Raw genomic sequence first — 18,100 nt, 5'->3', positions numbered from 1 at the left:
CCGGCCGCTCCCCCGGCCGGCCCCGGCACGCGGTTCAGGGCAGCAGGTCGCGCACGACCGCGTCGGCGAGCAGCCTGCCCCGCAGGGTCAGCACGGCCCGGCCGGCCGCGTGCTCGTCGGCCGCCAGCAGCCCGGCGTCAAGGGCCCGCGCGGCACCCGCCCGGCCGGCGTCGTCGAGGGCGTCCAGCGGCAGCCCCGAGGCGAGGCGCAGCCGGAGCATGACGTCCTCCATGTGCGCCTCGTCGGCGGTGAGCACCTCGCGGGCCAGGCCGGGCGACCCGCCGCCGGCCAGCCGCTTCGCGTACGTCGTGGGGTGCTTGACGTTCCACCAGCGCACGCCGCCGACGTGGCTGTGCGCCCCCGGGCCGAGGCCCCACCAGTCGGCGCCCGTCCAGTAGAGCAGGTTGTGCCGGCACCGGGCCGCCTCGTCGCGGGCCCAGTTGGACACCTCGTACCAGGAGAGACCGGCCGCGCCGAGAGCGGCCTCCGCGGCGAGGTAGCGGTCCGCGGCGACGTCGTCGGAGGGGTACGGCAGCTCGCCGCGCCGCATCCGGCCGGCCAGCCGGGTGCCGTCCTCCACGATCAGGGCGTACGCGCTGACGTGGTCCACCCCGGCGGCGACGACCTGGTCGAGGGAGGCGGCGAAGTCGGCCTCGCTCTCCCCCGGCGTGCCGTAGATCAGGTCGAGGTTGACGTGGTCGAACCCGGCGTCGCGCGCCTCCCGGGCGGCGGCGACGGCCCGGCCGGCGCTGTGCGTACGGTCGAGGATCGCCAGCACCCCCGGCGCGGCGGACTGCATGCCCAGCGAGATCCGGGTGTAGCCGGCGGCCCGCAGCGCCTTCAGCGACTCCGGCGTGACCGACTCCGGGTTGGCCTCGGTGGTCACCTCGGCGTCGGGCGCGAGCCCCCAGGTGCGGTCGATGCCGTCGAGGATCCGCGCCAGGTCGTCGGCGGGGAGCAGGGTCGGGGTGCCGCCACCGACGAAGACCGTGTCGACCCGGGGCGGTGGGGCGTCGCCCAGCACCCGGCGGGCGAGCGCCAGCTCGGCCAGCACGGTGTCGGCGTACGCGTCCCGGTCGGCTCCGCCGCCCAGCTCGGCTGAGGTGTACGTGTTGAAGTCGCAGTAGCCGCAGCGGCTGGCGCAGAACGGCACGTGGACGTACACGCCGAAGCCGCGCGCGCCGACGGCACGGGTGGCGGTGGCGGGCAGCGACCCGTCGACGGGGACGGTTTCGCCTTCTGGAAGGACGCCGGGCATGGCCACTAGTGTGCCCTTCCATGACCTCTCCCGACGTGCTCGTACGGGCCGCCACGGCCCGCGGCGTGACCACGCTCACCCTGGACAGCCCGCACAACCGCAACGCGCTCTCCACGCCGCTGATGACCCAGCTGCTGGCCGGCCTCGCCGAGGCGGTCGCCGACGACGCCGTACGGGTGATCGTGCTCGACCACGCGGGCCCGGTCTTCTGCTCGGGGGCGGACCTGAAGGAGACCGCCGCCGCCTACGCCAGCGGGACCGTGCCGGCCGGGATGCTCGGCGACGTGCTCGCGGCGGTCTGGGACTGCCCGAAGCCGGTGGTGGCGAAGGTGGCCGGCCCCGCCCGGGCCGGCGGTCTCGGCCTCGTCGCGGCGGCCGACCTGGCGGTGTGCGCGCAGGAGGCCACGTTCGCCTTCACCGAGGTGCGGATCGGCGTGGTGCCGGCGGTGATCTCCGCGACCGTGCTGCCCCGGCTGCACCCCCGCGCGGCGGCCGAGCTCTACCTGACCGGCGACACCTTCGACGGCCGGCGGGCCGCCGAGATCGGCCTGGTCACCGCCGCGGTGCCGGCGGCCGGGCTGGACGCGGCGGTTGCGGGGTACTGCGACTCTCTGGTGCGGGGGGCACCGAACGCGCTGGCCGGGGCAAAGCAGTTGCTGCGCCGACCGCCCGCCACGGACCTGCGGGCGGAGATCGCCGAGCTGTCCGCCCTCTCGACGGGGTACTTCCTGTCGGAGGAGGGACGCGAGGGCGTCCTGGCGTTCCGGGAGAAGCGGCCGGCGCGCTGGGTGCCGGCCGACGGCGACGCCACGGCGGGCGACGACCGGTAGGGCGCGCGACGACCGGTAGGGCGGGCAGCGGGCGGCGCGGGGCCACAACGCGGCGGGGCGGCTGCGCGGGTCACGGCTGGCGGGCGGGGGCGGGGTGAGGCCAGGCGGGAAACGGGAACGTCCGGACTCCGCCCCGGCGCCCCGCCGGGCGGCCGGTGCCACGCCCGATGCTCCCGGAGAACCGGTCGGACGCCCCGGAAGGCGCCACGGGGGACGTACGCTTGGCGGACTGTCGATCAGGGGGTGTGGGTGCGTACTCGCGCAGTCGTGGCGGGCGGCGTCGTCCTCGTCGTCCTCGCCGCGGTCGGGATCTGGGTCGTCATCCGGCAGGTGGGCGGAGAGCTGCGTCTCCCCCTGGCCAGCCGGACGTGCACGGTGCAGGCGGACGGCCGGGTGACCCTGGACGCCGACCAGATGGCCAACGCGGCCACGATCGCGGCCATCGGCATCCAGCGCAAGATGCCCGAGCGGGCCGTCGTCGTCGCGCTGGCCACCGCCTACCAGGAGTCCGGCCTGCGCAACCTGACCGGCGGCGACCGCGACTCGGTCGGGCTGTTCCAGCAGCGCCCGAGCCAGGGTTGGGGCACCCCGGAGCAGATCCGCGACCCCCGCTACGCGGCCCGCAAGTTCTACGCCGCGCTCAAGAAGGTGCGCGGCTGGGAGCAGATGCGGGTCACCGACGCGGCGCAGAAGGTGCAGCGGTCGGCCTTCCCCGAGGCGTACCAGAAATGGGCGGACGAGTCCGAGGTGCTGACCCGGGCCCTCGTGGGGCACGCCACCGGCGCCGTCGCCTGCACGGTGGGCCGCGACCCGGCGATGCGCGGCGAGGCCGCGGCGAACGCGCTGACCCGCGGCCTGGCGCTGGACTGGGGGCTGGCCGGCGCGAGCACGGCGGCGGACCTGACGGGCCTGACGGTCCCGGCCGCCGACGAGCGCCGGGGCTGGCGGTACGCGCACTGGCTGGTCTCCCACGCCCAGGACCACGGCGTGAAGCGGGTGCGCTTCGGCGGCCTGGAGTGGACGGCGCGGGGTGGCACCTGGAACCGCATCGACGACGCCCAGGCCGACGGTCGGGTGGTCGCCGAGGTCTTCGCCGAGGCGTAGTGGCTCTGATCTCTTTACCGGCAGTCACCGCGTAAACCGGCATTCCAGTCGATAAGGCTCGCCGCAGCGCAGGCGCGCGACTCCGCGTCACCGGACTGCTCCCCACGGTCCCGACAGCAGTCGCATATCGGGCCCGGCAGTGTCCCGGCCCGGAATGAGCGCGTTACGATCGGCGGCCTGTGCCAGGAATGCATTCGCCTCATGGGGAGGGGTACGTCGAGGTGTTCGACTACGGCGACCGGACCGGTTACGAACCGATCAGTGACACCGACCGCAAGGAGTTCCACGAGCAGGGCTTCCTCCTGCTGCGCAACGTCCTGACGGAGGACCACCGGGCGGCGCTGGAGGCTGCGGTGGACCGCGTCTACGCCGAGGAGCAGGCGAAGGGCACCACCACCAAGGACGGCACCCTGCACCTGCTGGGCTTCCTGGAGCGCGACGAGCTCTTCGGCGACCTGCTGACCCACCCGATCGCGTTCCCGTACATGTGGGGCCTGGCCGGCTGGAACATCTACACGCACCACAACCACCTGGACGTCACCCCGCCGGCGGCGGAGCCGGAGAAGCCCTACTGGGGGTGGCACCAGGACGGGTACCGGCAGAACTCCGACCCGGAGACGATGGACCCGAACCTGCCGCGGCCGATGTTCTCGCTCAAGGTGGCCTACGTCCTGTCCGACCTGTCGGAGAAGGGCCGGGGCGCCACCAAGGTGATCCCGGGCAGCCACCTGTGGAACTCGCTGCCCCGCCCGGAGGACACCTCCGTGCACAACCCGGACCCGGAGGGCACGGTGGAGATCACCGCCAACCCCGGTGACGCCTTCATCTTCGACCGCCGCCAGTGGCACTCGCGTTCGACCAACCTGTCGACCATCACCCGCAAGATGCTCTTCATCGGCTACACCTACCGGTGGATCCGGCCGCTGGACGAGCTGCACATCGACAAGGACGGCGAGTGGTGGGCCAACCGCACGCCGGTGCAGCGCCAGCTCTGCGGTGAGGGCACCCACACCGCCAACTACTGGGGCATCAACTGGAACGGGTACGTCGACGACGAGATCCCGCTGCGCAAGGAGCTCAAGGAGCGCGGCCTGCTCGACCGCAGCGTGCCCTGGCTGCGCTGAGCCGAATCCGGCGCGCGCCGAACGGGCCCCTTCCCCCACGGGACGGGGCCCGTTCCCGTAGGCGGCGGCCAGCCCGACCCGGGGAGACGGCAGCAGTCGGCCCGGGGAAGGCGAGGCGGCGGTGGTCAGCTCCCGCCGGCGAGGCGGCGGCGCGCCTTGTCGCGGATCTTCTCCGGCAGGTCCGGCACGTCGACCAGCCGGGGCAGCAGCTCCGGCTCCAGGCTCATGGCGCGGAACACCTCGCCGATCGTCACCCCGTGCGCGGGCCGGTCCACCACCTCGACCGGATCTCCCGCGCCGACCTCGCCCTCGCGCAGCACCCGCAGGTAGGCCCCGGGGGTCGCCCGCGCCGTGAACCGCCTGATCAGGTCGGGCATGCCCCAGAAACCGGCGAAGGTGGTGCACGGCGTGCGCGGCTTGGTCACCTGGAGCAGCGCCGACCCGACCGCCCACCGCTCGCCGATCACGGCGCCCGTCACGTCCACCGCGTACGTGGTCAGGTTCTCGCCGAAGCCGCCGGGGCGGATGCTGCGGCCGATCTCCCCGGCCCACCAGGACGCGTCCTCCTCGGCGTACGCGTAGACCGCCTGCTCCGGGCCGCCGTGGTGGGCGCGCTCGCCGATGAAGTCGCCGGCCACGCCGTCCACGCGCAGCAGCACCGGGCCGTCGACCGGCCGTTTGTCGATGCCGCTGCGACCGCTCGCGTCGCCCGCCCACTCCGCCTCGGTCACGACGCCGATGTTCACCGCAGCCAGCCTGCCCGTCATGGCGGTCAGCCTAGCCGGCCCGACGGACACCTCCGCCGCGCCGCCGGCGTGAGCCCGGTCCTCAGCCCTTGACGGCTCCGGCCACGAGCCCGGAGACCATCCGCCGCTGCACCAGCAGGAAGAAGACGATCACCGGCAACGTGAACAGCGTGGAGGCGGCCATCACCGGGCCCCAGGCGGTGTCGTCACGGCCGAAGAAGAACGTCATCGCGACCGGCAGGGTGTAGCTCTCCTGGTCGTTGATGAAGGTGAGCGCGAAGATCAGCTCGTTCCAGGCGGTGATGAAGGAGAAGATGCTGGTGGCGACCAGTCCGGGTGCCACCAGCGGGAAGAGGACCTTCCGGAAGGTCTGCGCCCGGCTGGCCCCGTCGATCGCGGCGGCCTCCTCCAGCTCCTTGGGTACGGCGGCGACGAAGCCGCGCAGCATCCAGACCGCGAAGGGCAGCGAGAAGCCGAGGTAGGTGAGGATCAGGCTGGGCAGGGTGTTGTAGAGCCCGAGCCGCTGGATCATCAGGAACAGCGGGATGACCAGCGCCTCCAGCGGGATCATCTGCACCACCAGCAGCATGATCAGGAAGGTGGTGCGCAGCTTGAACCGGAACCGGGCCACCGCGGTGGCGGCCAGCAGGGCCACGAGGCCGCTGAGCACCACCGTGGAGACCGCCACCAGCGCGCTGTTGAGGAAGAAGTCGGCGAAGGTGACGCCCGGGATCAGGTTCCCGGTGAGGATCTGCCGGTAGTGCTCCAGGGTCGGCTCGGCGGGCACCGGCCGGGGGGTCGACGAGAAGATCTCCGAGCTCGGCTTCAGCGAGGTCGCGATCATCCAGTAGACCGGGAACGCGGCGAAGAGCGCCACCAGCAGCCCCGCGCCGTTGAGGGCGAGCCGCTTCGCGCCCCCGCCGCCTCCGCGTCGCGTCACGCGTCCTCCTCCTGCTTGAGCACCATGCGGACGTAGAGGCCGGTCACCACCAGCAGGATCAGGGTGAGGATCACCGCGATCGCGGCGCCGAGACCGTACTTGGGTGGGGGCGAGAACGCCTCCGCGTACGAGTAGATGGAGAGCATGAACGTCGGCCGGTCCTGCGTACCGCCGGCCAGCACGAACTGCTGGGTGAAGACCTTGAAGTCCCAGATGGTGGAGAGCACGATCAGGATGCCGAAGACCGGCCGCAGCAGCGGGAAGGTGATCTTCCAGAACACCTTCCACGGCCCGGCCCCGTCGACGCGGGCCGCCTCGTGCAGCTCGCTCGGCACGCTCTTCAGGCCGGCGAGCACGCTGACCGCGATGAACGGGAACGAGTGCCAGACCACCACCAGCGTCAGGATCGTGAAGAACAGCAGCGGCGAGTTGAACCAGCCGTAGCCCGTCCAGTCGCTGCGCCCGAAGAGGCTCTGCGACAGCCCGTCGGGCAGCGCGTTGAACAACCAGGTGACCAGGCCGCTGGTGTCGTCGAAGATCCACTTCCAGACGATCGTGCCGGTCAGCGCCGGGGTGGCCCAGGCGAGCATCACGCAACTGGCCACGAAGGCGGCCATCCGCTTGCCGAGCCGGTTGAGCAGCAGCCCGACCAGGGTGCCCAGGACCATCGTGAGCACGACGTTGGCCACGGCGAAGAGGACGGTGTTGCGCAGCACCGTCAGGAAGAACGGATCGCTGAGGATCTCGGCGTAGTTGCCGAAGCCCACCCACGGCCACTCGCGGTCGCCGCGCAACTGGCGGACGTTGTTGAGCTGGTGGAAGGACATCACCACCACCTGGCCGAGCGGCCAGAGCAGCAGCACGCCGATGATCACCAGGCAGGGCAGGAGCAGCAGGTACGGCAGGCGGTCGACCCGGCGACGCCGCCGCGCGGAGGTCTTCCGCGCGGCGGCCGTCTCCGGCGCCTCGGTCAGCGTGGTCACTTGGAGTTGAGGATGCTTTCCATCTCCGCGGCCGCGTCGGCGGTAGCCTTCTCGACCGTCTTCTGACCCTTGATGACCGAGCTGTTCATCGCCTGGGTCACCGTCTTGGTACGGCTGACCTCCACCCACTTCGGGGTGAGCGGCGTGAGCTTGGTGTTCTGCATCGTCGTGGCGAACGCCGACATGATCTTGTCGTTGGCGTACTTGTCGCCACCGACCAGGTCCTTGTAGACCGGGAAGAAGCCGAGGCTGTCGGCGAAGGCCTGGTCGTTCTTCTTGCTCAGCAGCACGGTCAGGTAGTCCCAGGCGAGGTCCTGCCGCTCGCTGTCCTTCCAGAGGGCGATGTCGGAGCCGCCGGCGAAGGCGGGCGCCGGCTTGCCGTCCGGGCCGGGGATCGGGAACGTGCCCCAGACCTTCTCGATCTCGGGGTTGTCCTTCTTGATGGCGCCCTGCTGCCAGCTACCGCCGAAGGCCATCGCCGCCTTGCCGGTGGCGAACTGGGTCCGGGCGTCGATCTCGTTCCAGCCCGCGGCGGCCGGCGGGGCCACCTTGTGCACGGTCACCAGGTCGGTCCAGAACTTGACGGCCTTCTGCGCCTCGGGCGTGTTGTAGCCGGACTTCCACGAGTCGCCCTGCTGCGTCGCGATCTCCGCGCCGGCGCCCCAGAGGAACGAGTAGAAGGGCAGCTCGGAGTTGCCGGGCAGCGCGAGGCCGTAGGTGCCGGGCTTCTTGGCCTGCACGGTCTTGGCGGCCGCGACCAGTTCCTCCCAGTTGGTCGGCGGCTTCACGCCCGCCTCGGCGAACCAGTCGGTGCGGTAGTACATCCCGCGCACACCGGCGTACCACGGCACGCCGTACTGCTTGCCGTCGAGCTGGGCGTTCTTGACCAGGTCGGGGAGGAGGTCCTTGCCCTCGGTCCAGCCGTTCATCCGGTCGGTCACGTCGGCCAGGGCCTCCTGCGCCGCCCAGCCCTGGGTCTCGGTGTTGCCCAGTTCCGTGATGTCCGGCCCCTCACCGCCGGCGAGGGCGGCCTGGAACTTCTTCGGCGCCTCGAGCCAGGGGATGTACTGGACCACCACGTCCGTGTTCGGGTGCTTCTGCCGGAACTCGGCCTCGACGCCGTCGAGGAACTTGGTCTGCGCCTCGCTACCCTCGCCCATCATCCAGACCGTGAGCTTGCTGTTGTCGGCAGCCTTGTCGTCATCGGAGCCACCGCAACCGGCCAGGACCATCGCGGCCGAGGCCACGACGGCGGTGACCGGGGCCAGCCGCTTCCACCTGTTCACGCCACATCTCCCTCGCGCCGCTTGGCACTAACCTTCTCCGCCGCACCCTAGTACGTAAATTTCCTTTACGACAGTGGTGGCCGGCCAAGGAGAGGCGACGGTACCGCAACGGATTGATCACGCGCCGGTCGACGCGAGGGTGGAACCACTCAGACCAGGACCATCCCGGCGTACGCGAACGGGCGCCCGACCTGTCGGTCGGACGCCCGTCGAAGCGGTACGACGATTACCGGTGGGTGACGCTGCGGCGACGACCCACACCGGCGACCAGCGCCACGGCGATCGCAGCCAGCACGACCTGCACCAGCAGCTCGCCCCAGTCGATACCGGCGGTCTCGGTCGCGATACCCATCGCCCGAGCCAGCACGGTACCCAGCAACGCGGCGCCCACACCGATCAGCATGTGCAGCCACATCGGCATGTTCTGGCGGCCCGGCACGACCAGGCGACCCAGAGCACCGACGATAAGACCAACGACGAGCGCAGTGATGATGCCCCAAACGGTGAGCTCCACGTCGCCCTCCTCCTTCAAAAACAATCAGATCCACGGTCTGTGGTGTTCCTGTCGTGACCGCTAAGTTCCCGACCCACCGAAAAACCAAACCGACTTTCCGGGACACCCTTTCGAGTCGCGGACTCCCGGCAGCGGAGGCCCTTTCGCCCGGGGTGCGCCGACGCGACGCCCCCGCAACGACGGGATGTCCGGGACACCTCGGCACCCGCCGGCCCACCACATCGGACACCGGAGGTCTCCCCCGACCCCGCGTACGCGAACGGGCGCCCGACCTGTCGGTCGGACGCCCGTCGAAGCGGTACGACGATTACCGGTGGGTGACGCTGCGGCGACGACCCACACCGGCGACCAGCGCCACGGCGATCGCAGCCAGCACGACCTGCACCAGCAGCTCGCCCCAGTCGATACCGGCGGTCTCGGTCGCGATACCCATCGCCCGAGCCAGCACGGTACCCAGCAACGCGGCGCCCACACCGATCAGCATGTGCAGCCACATCGGCATGTTCTGGCGGCCCGGCACGACCAGGCGACCCAGAGCACCGACGATAAGACCAACGACGAGCGCAGTGATGATGCCCCAAACGGTGAGCTCCACGTCGCCCTCCTCCTTCAAAAACAATCAGATCCACGGTCTGTGGTGTTCCTGTCGTGACCGCTAAGTTCCCGACCCACCGAAAAACCAAACCGGCTGGACCGACGAGAGACGACGTCGCACATCAATGGTTGGCCGCGCGCCGACCACCCCGGGCGATCATCACCGCAGGTGGCGCCCTTCGATCGGCGGCCGGGGTCCGGGAGCGGACGGGCCGGAAAAATCCCCGACGCGAACGGCCGGCGCCCTGGGCCGGGCGGGGACCGTCGAGGGGTCCGCAGCCCGGCCGGGGCGCCGGCCGTCGTACGCCGTCAGCCGCCGGCGCACCGGCGGCGCATCACTTCTTGCCGGGCGCCTTGGCGTCGCCGGAGTCGGAGGAGAGCGCGGCGATGAAGGCCTCCTGGGGAACCTCCACCCGGCCCACCATCTTCATCCGCTTCTTGCCCTCCTTCTGCTTCTCCAGCAGCTTGCGCTTACGGCTGATGTCACCGCCGTAGCACTTGGCGAGCACGTCCTTGCGGATCGCCCGGATGGTCTCCCGGGCGATCACCCGGCTGCCGATCGCCGCCTGGATCGGCACCTCGAACTGCTGGCGCGGGATCAGGTTGCGCAGCTTCGCCGCGATCGTGACGCCGTAGTTGTAGGCCTTGTCCTTGTGCACGATCGCGCTGAACGCGTCGACGGGCTCGCCGTGCAGCAGGATGTCGACCTTCACCAGGTCGGACGCCTGCTCCCCGGAGGGCTCGTAGTCCAGCGAGGCGTAGCCCTTGGTGCGGCTCTTCAACTGGTCGAAGAAGTCGAAGATGATCTCCGCGAGGGGCAGCGTGTAGCGCAGCTCCACCCGGTCCGCCGAGAGGTAGTCCATGCCGAGCAGGCTGCCCCGGCGACCCTGGCACAGCTCCATCACCGCGCCGACGTAGTCGTTCGGGGTGAGCACCGTGGCGCGCACGACCGGCTCGAACACCTCGGCGATCTTGCCCGTCGGATACTCGCTGGGGTTCGTCACGACGATCTCCTGGCCGTCCTCGGTGATGGCCCGGTAGACCACGTTCGGGGCGGTGGAGATGAGGTCGAGGTTGTACTCCCGTTCCAGCCGCTCCCGGATGATCTCCAGGTGCAGCAGGCCGAGGAAGCCGCAGCGGAAGCCGAAGCCGAGCGCGCCCGACGTCTCCGGCTCGTAGTCGAGCGCGGCGTCGTTGAGCTTGAGCTTGTCGAGTGCCTCGCGCAGGTTGGGGTAGTCGGAGCCGTCGATCGGGTAGAGGCCCGAGTAGACCATCGGCTTCGGGTCCTTGTAGCCGCCCAGGGCCTCCTTCGCCGGCCGGGAGTTGATGGTGATCGTGTCACCGACCCGGGACTGGCGGACGTCCTTCACCCCGGTGATCAGGTAACCCACCTCGCCGACGCCGAGCGCGTCGGCCTTCACCATCTCCGGCGAGATGACGCCGATCTCCAGCAGCTCGTGCACGGCGGCCGTGGACATCATCTTGATCCGGTCGCGGGCGCTGATCCGCCCGTCGATGACCCGGACGTAGGTGACGACGCCCCGGTAGACGTCGTAGACCGAGTCGAAGATCATGGCGCGGGCGGGCGCCTCCGCGTCGCCGACCGGGGGCTTGAACTGCCGGACGATCTCGTCGAGCAGGTACGGCACCCCCTCGCCGGTCTTGCCGGAGACCCGGATGCAGTCCGCCGGGTCGCCACCGATGAGGTGCGCGAGCTCCTCGGCGTACTTCTCCGGCTGGGCGGCCGGCAGGTCGATCTTGTTGAGCACCGGGATGATGTGCAGGTCGTTCTCGAGCGCCAGGTAGAGGTTCGCCAGGGTCTGCGCCTCGATGCCCTGCGCGGCGTCGACCAGCAGGATCGCGCCCTCGCAGGCGGCCAGCGACCGGGACACCTCGTAGGTGAAGTCGACGTGACCCGGAGTGTCGATCATGTTGAGCACGGCGGTCTCGCCGGCCCGGTCGCCCTCGCGGACGGTCCAGGGCATCCGGACCGCCTGGCTCTTGATCGTGATGCCGCGCTCGCGCTCGATGTCCATCCGGTCGAGGTACTGCGCACGCATCTGCCGGGGGTCGACCACGCCGGTGAGCTGCAACATCCGGTCGGCCAGGGTCGACTTCCCGTGGTCGATGTGGGCGATGATGCAGAAGTTCCTGATGCGCGCCGGGTCGGTGGCACCAGGAGCGTTCGCGCCGGAATCGAGCGTCGGTGGCACAGCGGTCCGTTCTGGTCGGCTGACGTGAGCGGGCCGGCACGACGCCGGCCCCCTCTATGCTCCCACGTCGCCGCCGCGCGTCCGCTGTGCGGGCGATCCCCACCGCCGCGACCACCCTGGCGGAGCCGCCCAGCCCCGGACCGCGCCGATGGCGGAGGCCCAGCCGGGTCTACTCGGCCGGGGGCTCGACGAAGAGGGCGGCGAGCTTCGGCAGCCGCCGCTTCGCCTCCTCCTCGTCGTCGAAGTCCCAGAAGTCGTTGAGGTCGGGCACCGGCGCCGGCTCGCGGTCCGCCGGCAGTTCGGCGGCGGTGGCCAGGCGGTACGCGTCCCACGGCACCGCCAGCATCTCGGCGGCCGAGAACTCCTCGCCGCTGAGCGAGGCCGCCCTGACCCGCGGCAGCCCGGCCAGCGAGTCCGGGTCGGCGACGGCGCGTGCGAAGACCTCGCGGCCCTGGGTCATCAGCCAGCCCCGGAAGTGGTGGAAGCCCTCGTCGGAGACGCCACCGTTGATCAGGTAGGCGGCGCCCCAGAGGTCGACCTTGTGCGAGGCGGAGAGCACCCGCGCCTGGTGGCGGGCGTACCCGACGATGTCCTCCGGGTCGCGCTCGGCGAGCAGGGCGACGGCCCGCGCGGCGACCGCGTGCGGCTCTCCCCCGCCGCCGGCCCGGGCCCGGTCGATCAACTGCCAGAAGTCGTCGGTCCTCATGGCCTGGGAGTCTGGCAGACCGCGCCGCCACCTCGCCCCGCCACGGCACCACCCCGGCGGGTCGCGGGCGGCGGCGCGACGGCCGCCGGACGACCCCCGGTGGCATGCTCCGACGCGCGAGAGCAGATCGCCGCGACGGCAGGCCCAGCGAAGCGGCAGCATGGTGGCGTGACCTCGACGTCCCCGCCTCCCGTGCCGTACCACGCGACCGCCCGCCGGCCGGGGTGGGCGACGCTGCCGGCGGCGCTGCGTACCGCCATCGGCGACCGGCTGGGCGCGCCGGTGGTCGAGGCCCGGGTCGCCGCGGCCGGCTTCACCCGGGGCTTCGCCGCCGTGCTCCACACCGCCGCCGGGGGCCGGGCCTTCGTGAAGGCCGCGGCCACCGCCGAGCAGCCGCGACTGGTCGACTGGTACGCCCGGGAGGCCGCGATCCTCGACCGGCTGCCGGCGGGGCTGCCGGTGCCCCGCCCCCGGTGGACGCTGCACGAGGCCGGTTGGTTCGCGCTCTGCCTGGACGCCGTCGACGGGCACACGCCCCGGCTGCCCTGGGATCCTGCCGAGCTGACCGCGACCCTGACCGGGTACGCCGACGTCGCCGCCGCGCTGGCCGCCGCCCCGGCGGGGCTGCTCGGGCTCGGGCCGCCCCACCTCGCCGACCTGGCCCGCGACGACATCCTCTGGTGGGGCGAGGTGGCCGCCGGCCGGGAGCCGGCACCGCCGCTGCCCACGCCGGTCCGGGACCGCCTGCCCGAGCTGGTCGCGTTGGAGTCCCGCCTCCCGGCGTACGCCGCCGGCGCGACCGGCCTGATCCACGGCGACCTGCGGCTGGACAACGTGCTGATCGACGGGGCGGGGCGGGCGTGGTTCTGCGACTGGACGTGGCTCTGCCAGGGGCCGCCCTGGTTCGACCTGGTGACCCTGCTGCTCACCGCGTACGCCGACGGCCTGGACGCCGACGCGCTCTTCGCGCGGCACCCGGCGTCGGCGGGCGCGCCCCCCGACGCGCTGGACGCCACCCTCGCCGCCCTGTCCGGCTACTTTCTCACCACCGCCGCCTCGACGCCCTCGACCGCGTCGCCGCACCTACCGGCACATCAGCGGTGGAGCGGCGAGCAGTCCCTCGGCTGGCTCGCCCGCCGGCAGGGCTGGACCTGACCGGACCCGTGCGGCCCGGGTGTCGCCCCGGCACCGGGCAGGGTCGTCGCCTGCCTCGGCAGGGCTGGGCCTGACCGGGCCGCCCGTCGGCGAGGGCGGGGACCGAGCCGTTTTGGCTCGTCCCGGGCGACCTGGTAACCTGGCTCTTCGCGCAGCGATGACGCATGCTCGTCGCGCGCGGAAGCAGACCAACCCGAGCTATCAAGACGAGGCTGTCGCGTGGCGAACATCAAGTCCCAGATCAAGCGCAACCGGCAGAACGAGAAGCGCCGGCTGCGTAACAAGTCGGTCAAGTCGTCGCTGAAGACCGCCGTCCGGAAGTTCCACGAGGCCGCTGAGGCCGGTGACGTCGAGAAGGCCACCGTCCTCATGCGGGAGGCCTCGCGCAAGCTGGACAAGGCGGTCAGCAAGGGCGTCATCCACTCGAACCAGGCTGCGAACCGCAAGTCGGCGATCGCCAAGCGCGTGGTGTCGCTCTCCGCCTGACGAGGCGACCTCAGACCTGACCGGAAGCCCCGGGTAGCACCCGGGGCTTCCGGCTGTCTGCGTGTCCGCGTACGGGATGTGCGCGATGGCCGCCCAGCGGTGCCGGCCGCACGCGTCGCCCCGGCGTCCGCAGAGGCATGCCCGACGTCCGATCTCGGCTGCGCGCCCGGTCTTGGTAGGAACGGGCCCTCAGCGGGGCCGTTTCCCACCAGGATCTGGACCGACGCCATGCAGGTCGCCGGTCTGCCGGGCGGACACGCCGTGTGTGATCCAGTCGACCCTGGCCCGCCCGACCACGGGCTCCATCTGCTGGCGGAAGCGGTCCCGTTCCTGCTCGGGCACGAGGGCGGCCGACCGGATCACCATCGCGGCCACCATGTCGTTGAGCTTCACCATCGCCGCGACCGTGGCGGGCAGGACGAGCACCGCCCACCAGGTGACCAGCTCGGCGAGGGCCAGCAGCGCGGCGAGCGCGACGGCGCCCTCGAAGAAGAGGAAGCAGAGCACCCCGCCCGGGTTGACGAAGCGCAGCCCGAGCACGCGCGCGTAGAGCGGACGGTAACGCTCCTCGTCGGCGGGGATCGTGGCCCACGAGCCGCGGGGCGATCCGCTCACCGCGCCCCGCCCTGCCGGGCGGCGGCGACCGAGAAGACGGCCCGCTCCAGCGCGTACGCGCGGTCGTCCGAGCCGCCCTTGACGGCCGCGTTGCACTCGGCGGCCGCCCGCATCGCCTGGACCAGGCCCTCGGGCGTCCAGCCCCGGGCCCGCTGCTGGGCGGACCTGATCTTCCACGCCGGCATGCCGAGGGTGCTCGCCAGCTGGAAGGGGTCGCCCCGCCCGGCGGACGCGACCCGGGCCACGGTGCGTACGCCGTCGGCGATCGCGTCGGCGATCGGCACCGGGTCGACGCCCACGTGCAGCGCCCAGCGCAGCGCCTCCAGCGCCGCCGGCACGTCGCCCACCATGGCGGCGTCCGCGACGGTGAAGCCGGTCACCTCGACCCGCCCCCGGTAGTAGCGGGCGACCGTGTCGGCGCCGATCCGGCCGTCGGTGTCCGCCATCAGCTGCGAGCAGGCGGCGGCCAGCTCGCGCAGGTCGTTGCCGACCGCCGCGATCAGCGCCTCGGCGGCGTCGTCGGTGCACTTCCCGCCGGCCCGGCGGATCTCGTCCCGGACGAAGGCCACCCGCTCCCGGTGCCCCTTGAGCTTGGCCGCCGGCACCACCGTGGCGCCGGCCGCCTTCAGCCCGTCGGCGAACGCCTTGCCCTTGGCCGCGCCGAGGTGCAGCACGACCAGCTGCACGTCCGGGTCGGGGTTCTTCGCGTACGCCAGCAGGGCCGCCACCAGGTCCTTGCGGGCGTCCTGGCCGGCGCGCAGCACCAGCACCCGGCGCCCGCCGAAGAGGGAGGGGCTGAGCATCTCGGCGAGCTCGCCGACCACGAGGGCACCGGCCTGGTATTCGCGGACGTCCACGTCGGGGTCGACGCTGCGGGCCTTCGCCACGGCTTCGGTGACCGCGCGCGTGGCGAGCAACTCCTCGTCGCCGAGGACGAGCAGAATAGGAGCGAGGCTGGCGGTCACGCCGCCCATATTCGCACGGCCGGCGACCGGATCCAGTCTGCTCGTGACCACTCCGACTGCGGAGCCCGCACTCAGTGCAAATCCAGACATTTACCATAGTCCACCGCTAAAGCGGAGAATCCGCATCGATCTCTAGGGTTGTCGCCCCGGTGACGTGCCCCGCGTCACCACCCCGAGACCGGCCCGACCCCACACCGCCGCCACGTCCCCCTCCGTGTCGGTACGCAGCACCCGCGCCCCGCCGCGGGCCAGCCGCCCGAGCACGGCGGGATTGGGGTGCCCGTAGGTGTTGCCCGTCCCCACCGGCACGAGGGCGATCCGGGGACGGACCGCGTCCAGGAATGCCGGGTCCTGGTAGGCCGACCCGTGGTGCGCGACCTTGAGCACCTCCGCCCGCAGCCCGCCCGGCGCTGTGTCGTCCAGCAGCGCCCGCTGCTCCTCGGTCTCGGCGTCCCCGGCGAGCAGGATCCGTACGCCGGAGACGGTGGCGAGCAGCATCAACGAGTTGTTGTTGGGGTCCGACCGGGTGCCCCGCAGCGGGCGGGGCGGACCGATGACGGTGAACTCGACGGCACCCTCCCGGTAGCGCCAGCCGGCCGCACCCGCCACCACGTCGACGGAGTGCGCCGCGGCCTCGGTGTGGACCAGATCCCGCCCGGCGGCGGGCTCCGACCACTGCGGGACGAGCACCGCGCCGACGGCCCGGTTCCGGAACACGCCCGCCACGCCACCGGTGTGGTCGACGTGGAAGTGGCTGACCACCAGCAACGCGACCTCCCGTACGCCCAGCCGGCGCAGGCAGCCGTCGGCCGCCCCCGGGTCGGGTCCGGCGTCGACCACCACCGCCCGGCCGGCCGCCACCGGCAGCACCACGGTGTCGCCCTGGCCGACCGCGCAGGCGGCGACCACCCAGCCCGCCGGAGGCCAGCCGGGGGCCGCCAGCCGTACGGGTAGCGTCCCCGCCACCACCGCGACGACGACCACCGCCACCAGCCGGCGGACCACCGGGTGCCGGGTGGCGACCAGCAGCGCGACGGTCAGCCCGGCCAGCAGCAACGCCCCCGTCACCCCACCCGGCCACGGCAGCGTGCCCGCCGGCAGCCGCGCCCCGTGCCGCGCCACCATGACCAGCCACCAGGCCGGCCAGCTGGCCAGCCACGCGACGAACTCCGCCCCGGCCGGCCAGACCGGCGACACCGCTGCTGCCAGCACGCCGAGCACCGTGGCGGGCGCGATGGCCGGCACCGCGAGCAGGTTCGCCGGCACGGCCACCAGGCTCACCGTGCCCGAGATCCCGGCCACCACCGGGGCGCAGGCGAGCTGCGCGGCCGCCGGCACGGCCAACGCCTCGGCGAGCCCGGCCGGCACCCCGCGCCGACGCAGCCCGTCGCGCCACCTCGGGGCGAGCAGCAACAGGCCACCGGTGGCCAGCACGGAGAGCGCGAAACCGGCGTCGCCGGCCAGCTCCGGGTCCACCAGCACCAGCACGACGACCCCGGCGGAGAGGGCGGGCAACGCCGCCCGGGGACGCCCGGCCGCCAACGCGGCCAGCCCGATGGCGCCCATGGTGGCGGCCCGTACCACGCTCGGCGAGGGGCGCACCAGGATGACGAAGCCCACCAGGGCCAGCCCGCAGAGCCCGACGGCCAACCAGGGGCCGGCCCGCGCCCAGCGGGCCAGCAGCAGCACCGCGCCGACGACGATCGCCACGTTGGAGCCGGAGACCGCGTTCAAATGTGTCATGCCGGTGGCGAGGAAGTCCTCCTCGACGGTGGGCGGCAGCCGGCTCGTGTCGCCGACCACCAGGCCGGGCAGCAGACCGCCCTGCTCGTCGGGGAGCGGGGCGCAGGCGCGTTGCAGACCGGCGCGCAGCGACCCGGCGGCCCGCTGCGGCGACGGGGCGGCTCCCTGCGGCACCGGCGGCCCGGCCGCGCTCAGCACCGCCGCGGTCAGGTCGCCACCGCGTGGCGCGGCGAGCCGTCCTTCGGCGGTCAGTCGCTGGCCGGGCAGCAGCCCCCGCCAGCCGGGATCGGTGGCGAGGACCAGCACGCGGGCGGGCGTGGCGACCCGTCGCCCGTCCGGGCCGGTGAATCCCGTCGACTCGGCCGGTACGAGCAGGGTGGCCGGGCGCCCGGCGACGCCGCGTACGGGACGGGGATCGTCGCGGACGACCAGTTCGGCGGTGACGAGGGCCCGCTCCTCGACCAGGGCGCGGACCGGTGCGGCGTCGCGGACGGACAGCCGCGCGGCGGTCGCCGTCGCACCGCAGACCACGCCGAGCAACACGGCGACGGCGATCCAGCCGTACCGCCGGACGGGGCCGGACGGCCGCCCGAGGACGCCCGACAGGTGCAGCGCGCCCAGCCCGGCCGCCCCGGCCGCCACCGCCGCCAGGAGCAGGGTCCCGCCCACCGTCAGGTGCAGCCCGGCCAGCGCGGCGAGCCAGGTGGCCACCGCGAGGCCGGCCAGCCGCAGGTCCACGGTCGCCGCGGCCCGCTCGTCCCCGCCGTCGACGCCGGACGTCCCGGGGCCAACCGTTGCGAGCCCGGACGTACCGACGCCGGACGTCCCGGGGCCAACC

Annotated in this window: 17 protein-coding genes; 5 read left to right on the top strand and 12 right to left on the bottom strand. The window is 72.8% G+C overall.

What is annotated here, in order from left to right; all coding sequences use genetic code 11:
- Positions 1 to 34 precede the first annotated feature (34 nt).
- Entirely contained in the window at positions 35 to 1,258 is a 1,224-nt protein-coding gene (gene hemW, locus ACGFIR_RS29765) for a radical SAM family heme chaperone HemW (protein ID WP_393001520.1), read from the bottom strand.
- 20 nt (positions 1,259 to 1,278) lie between these two features.
- On the opposite strand from hemW, the gene ACGFIR_RS29760 reads away from it, so the two are divergent.
- From ACGFIR_RS29760 to ACGFIR_RS29750, 3 genes are all read left to right on the top strand, one after another.
- A complete protein-coding gene (locus tag ACGFIR_RS29760; RefSeq protein WP_393148555.1) occupies positions 1,279 to 2,088 on the top strand; it encodes an enoyl-CoA hydratase-related protein in 810 nt (269 codons plus the stop codon).
- Positions 2,089 to 2,331: 243 nt separating this feature from the next.
- Positions 2,332 to 3,192 carry a hypothetical protein gene (locus ACGFIR_RS29755; protein WP_393001516.1) on the top strand — a complete coding sequence of 287 codons (861 nt, stop codon included), beginning with the start codon at positions 2,332 to 2,334 and terminating at the stop codon, positions 3,190 to 3,192.
- Positions 3,193 to 3,380: 188 nt separating this feature from the next.
- Complete coding sequence (locus tag ACGFIR_RS29750) at positions 3,381 to 4,316, top strand: phytanoyl-CoA dioxygenase family protein (protein WP_393001514.1); 936 nt, start codon at positions 3,381 to 3,383, stop codon at positions 4,314 to 4,316.
- A gap of 125 nt (positions 4,317 to 4,441) precedes the next feature.
- Here ACGFIR_RS29750 and ACGFIR_RS29745 read toward each other — a convergent pair whose 3' ends face one another.
- From ACGFIR_RS29745 to ACGFIR_RS29710, 8 genes are all read right to left on the bottom strand, one after another.
- Positions 4,442 to 5,083: an MOSC domain-containing protein gene (locus ACGFIR_RS29745; RefSeq protein ID WP_393148553.1), complete on the bottom strand. Its 642-nt coding sequence runs from the start codon at positions 5,081 to 5,083 to the stop codon at positions 4,442 to 4,444.
- 61 nt (positions 5,084 to 5,144) lie between these two features.
- Entirely contained in the window at positions 5,145 to 6,002 is an 858-nt protein-coding gene (locus tag ACGFIR_RS29740; RefSeq protein ID WP_393001510.1) for a carbohydrate ABC transporter permease, read from the bottom strand.
- Positions 5,999 to 6,985, bottom strand: a complete 987-nt coding sequence (locus ACGFIR_RS29735) for a carbohydrate ABC transporter permease (RefSeq protein ID WP_393001508.1) — start codon at positions 6,983 to 6,985, stop codon at positions 5,999 to 6,001. The genes ACGFIR_RS29740 and ACGFIR_RS29735 overlap by 4 nt, the downstream gene beginning before the upstream one ends.
- Positions 6,982 to 8,271, bottom strand: coding sequence for a sugar ABC transporter substrate-binding protein (locus ACGFIR_RS29730; RefSeq protein ID WP_393148551.1), 1,290 nt, complete (start codon positions 8,269 to 8,271; stop codon positions 6,982 to 6,984). Before ACGFIR_RS29730 ends, ACGFIR_RS29735 begins: the two co-directional genes overlap by 4 nt.
- Positions 8,272 to 8,497: 226 nt before the next feature.
- Positions 8,498 to 8,785, bottom strand: coding sequence for a GlsB/YeaQ/YmgE family stress response membrane protein (locus ACGFIR_RS29725; RefSeq protein WP_393001504.1), 288 nt, complete (start codon positions 8,783 to 8,785; stop codon positions 8,498 to 8,500).
- 307 nt (positions 8,786 to 9,092) lie between these two features.
- Positions 9,093 to 9,380: a GlsB/YeaQ/YmgE family stress response membrane protein gene (locus ACGFIR_RS29720; RefSeq protein WP_393001504.1), complete on the bottom strand. Its 288-nt coding sequence runs from the start codon at positions 9,378 to 9,380 to the stop codon at positions 9,093 to 9,095.
- Between the two features lie 334 nt (positions 9,381 to 9,714).
- Positions 9,715 to 11,592 carry a translation elongation factor 4 gene (gene lepA / locus ACGFIR_RS29715; protein ID WP_393001502.1) on the bottom strand — a complete coding sequence of 626 codons (1,878 nt, stop codon included), beginning with the start codon at positions 11,590 to 11,592 and terminating at the stop codon, positions 9,715 to 9,717.
- 169 nt (positions 11,593 to 11,761) lie between these two features.
- Entirely contained in the window at positions 11,762 to 12,298 is a 537-nt protein-coding gene (locus ACGFIR_RS29710; RefSeq protein WP_393001500.1) for a DUF4240 domain-containing protein, read from the bottom strand.
- 168 nt (positions 12,299 to 12,466) lie between these two features.
- Here ACGFIR_RS29710 and ACGFIR_RS29705 point away from each other — a divergent pair, with 168 nt between their 5' ends.
- A complete protein-coding gene (locus ACGFIR_RS29705) occupies positions 12,467 to 13,453 on the top strand; it encodes a phosphotransferase family protein (RefSeq protein ID WP_393148549.1) in 987 nt (328 codons plus the stop codon).
- 219 nt (positions 13,454 to 13,672) lie between these two features.
- Positions 13,673 to 13,939 carry a 30S ribosomal protein S20 gene (gene rpsT, locus ACGFIR_RS29700; protein ID WP_393001496.1) on the top strand — a complete coding sequence of 89 codons (267 nt, stop codon included), beginning with the start codon at positions 13,673 to 13,675 and terminating at the stop codon, positions 13,937 to 13,939.
- Positions 13,940 to 14,128: 189 nt separating this feature from the next.
- Here rpsT and ACGFIR_RS29695 read toward each other — a convergent pair whose 3' ends face one another.
- The 3 genes from ACGFIR_RS29695 to ACGFIR_RS29685 all read right to left on the bottom strand — a co-directional run bounded on the left by ACGFIR_RS29695 (position 14,129) and on the right by ACGFIR_RS29685 (position 18,000).
- Positions 14,129 to 14,554 (bottom strand): hypothetical protein, encoded by a 426-nt coding sequence (locus ACGFIR_RS29695; protein ID WP_393001494.1) that lies wholly within the window; start codon positions 14,552 to 14,554, stop codon positions 14,129 to 14,131.
- Positions 14,551 to 15,528 carry a DNA polymerase III subunit delta gene (holA, locus tag ACGFIR_RS29690; RefSeq protein WP_393001492.1) on the bottom strand — a complete coding sequence of 326 codons (978 nt, stop codon included), beginning with the start codon at positions 15,526 to 15,528 and terminating at the stop codon, positions 14,551 to 14,553. The genes ACGFIR_RS29695 and holA overlap by 4 nt, the downstream gene beginning before the upstream one ends.
- A 123-nt stretch (positions 15,529 to 15,651) precedes the next feature.
- The gene (locus ACGFIR_RS29685) at positions 15,652 to 18,000 is read right to left on the bottom strand and encodes a ComEC/Rec2 family competence protein (protein ID WP_393148547.1); all 2,349 of its coding nucleotides are present in this window, start codon (positions 17,998 to 18,000) and stop codon (positions 15,652 to 15,654) included.
- Between the last annotated feature and the right edge of the window lie 100 nt (positions 18,001 to 18,100).

The organism is Micromonospora sp. NPDC049051 (assembly GCF_043197575.1).
GTDB lineage: Bacteria > Actinomycetota > Actinomycetes > Mycobacteriales > Micromonosporaceae > Micromonospora.
This window is presented reverse-complemented; position numbering and strand designations above follow the sequence as displayed.

What these genes read in the sequence shown, in the direction of transcription:
- hemW (WP_393001520.1), bottom strand. Translation starts at nt 1,258, where the DNA reads ATGCCCGGCGTCCTTCCAGAAGGCGAAACCGTCCCCGTCGACGGGTCG.
- ACGFIR_RS29760 (WP_393148555.1), top strand. Translation starts at nt 1,279, where the DNA reads ATGACCTCTCCCGACGTGCTCGTACGGGCCGCCACGGCCCGCGGCGTG.
- ACGFIR_RS29750 (WP_393001514.1), top strand. Translation starts at nt 3,381, where the DNA reads ATGCATTCGCCTCATGGGGAGGGGTACGTCGAGGTGTTCGACTACGGC.
- ACGFIR_RS29745 (WP_393148553.1), bottom strand. Translation starts at nt 5,083, where the DNA reads ATGACGGGCAGGCTGGCTGCGGTGAACATCGGCGTCGTGACCGAGGCG.
- ACGFIR_RS29710 (WP_393001500.1), bottom strand. Translation starts at nt 12,298, where the DNA reads ATGAGGACCGACGACTTCTGGCAGTTGATCGACCGGGCCCGGGCCGGC.
- holA (WP_393001492.1), bottom strand. Translation starts at nt 15,528, where the DNA reads ATGGGCGGCGTGACCGCCAGCCTCGCTCCTATTCTGCTCGTCCTCGGC.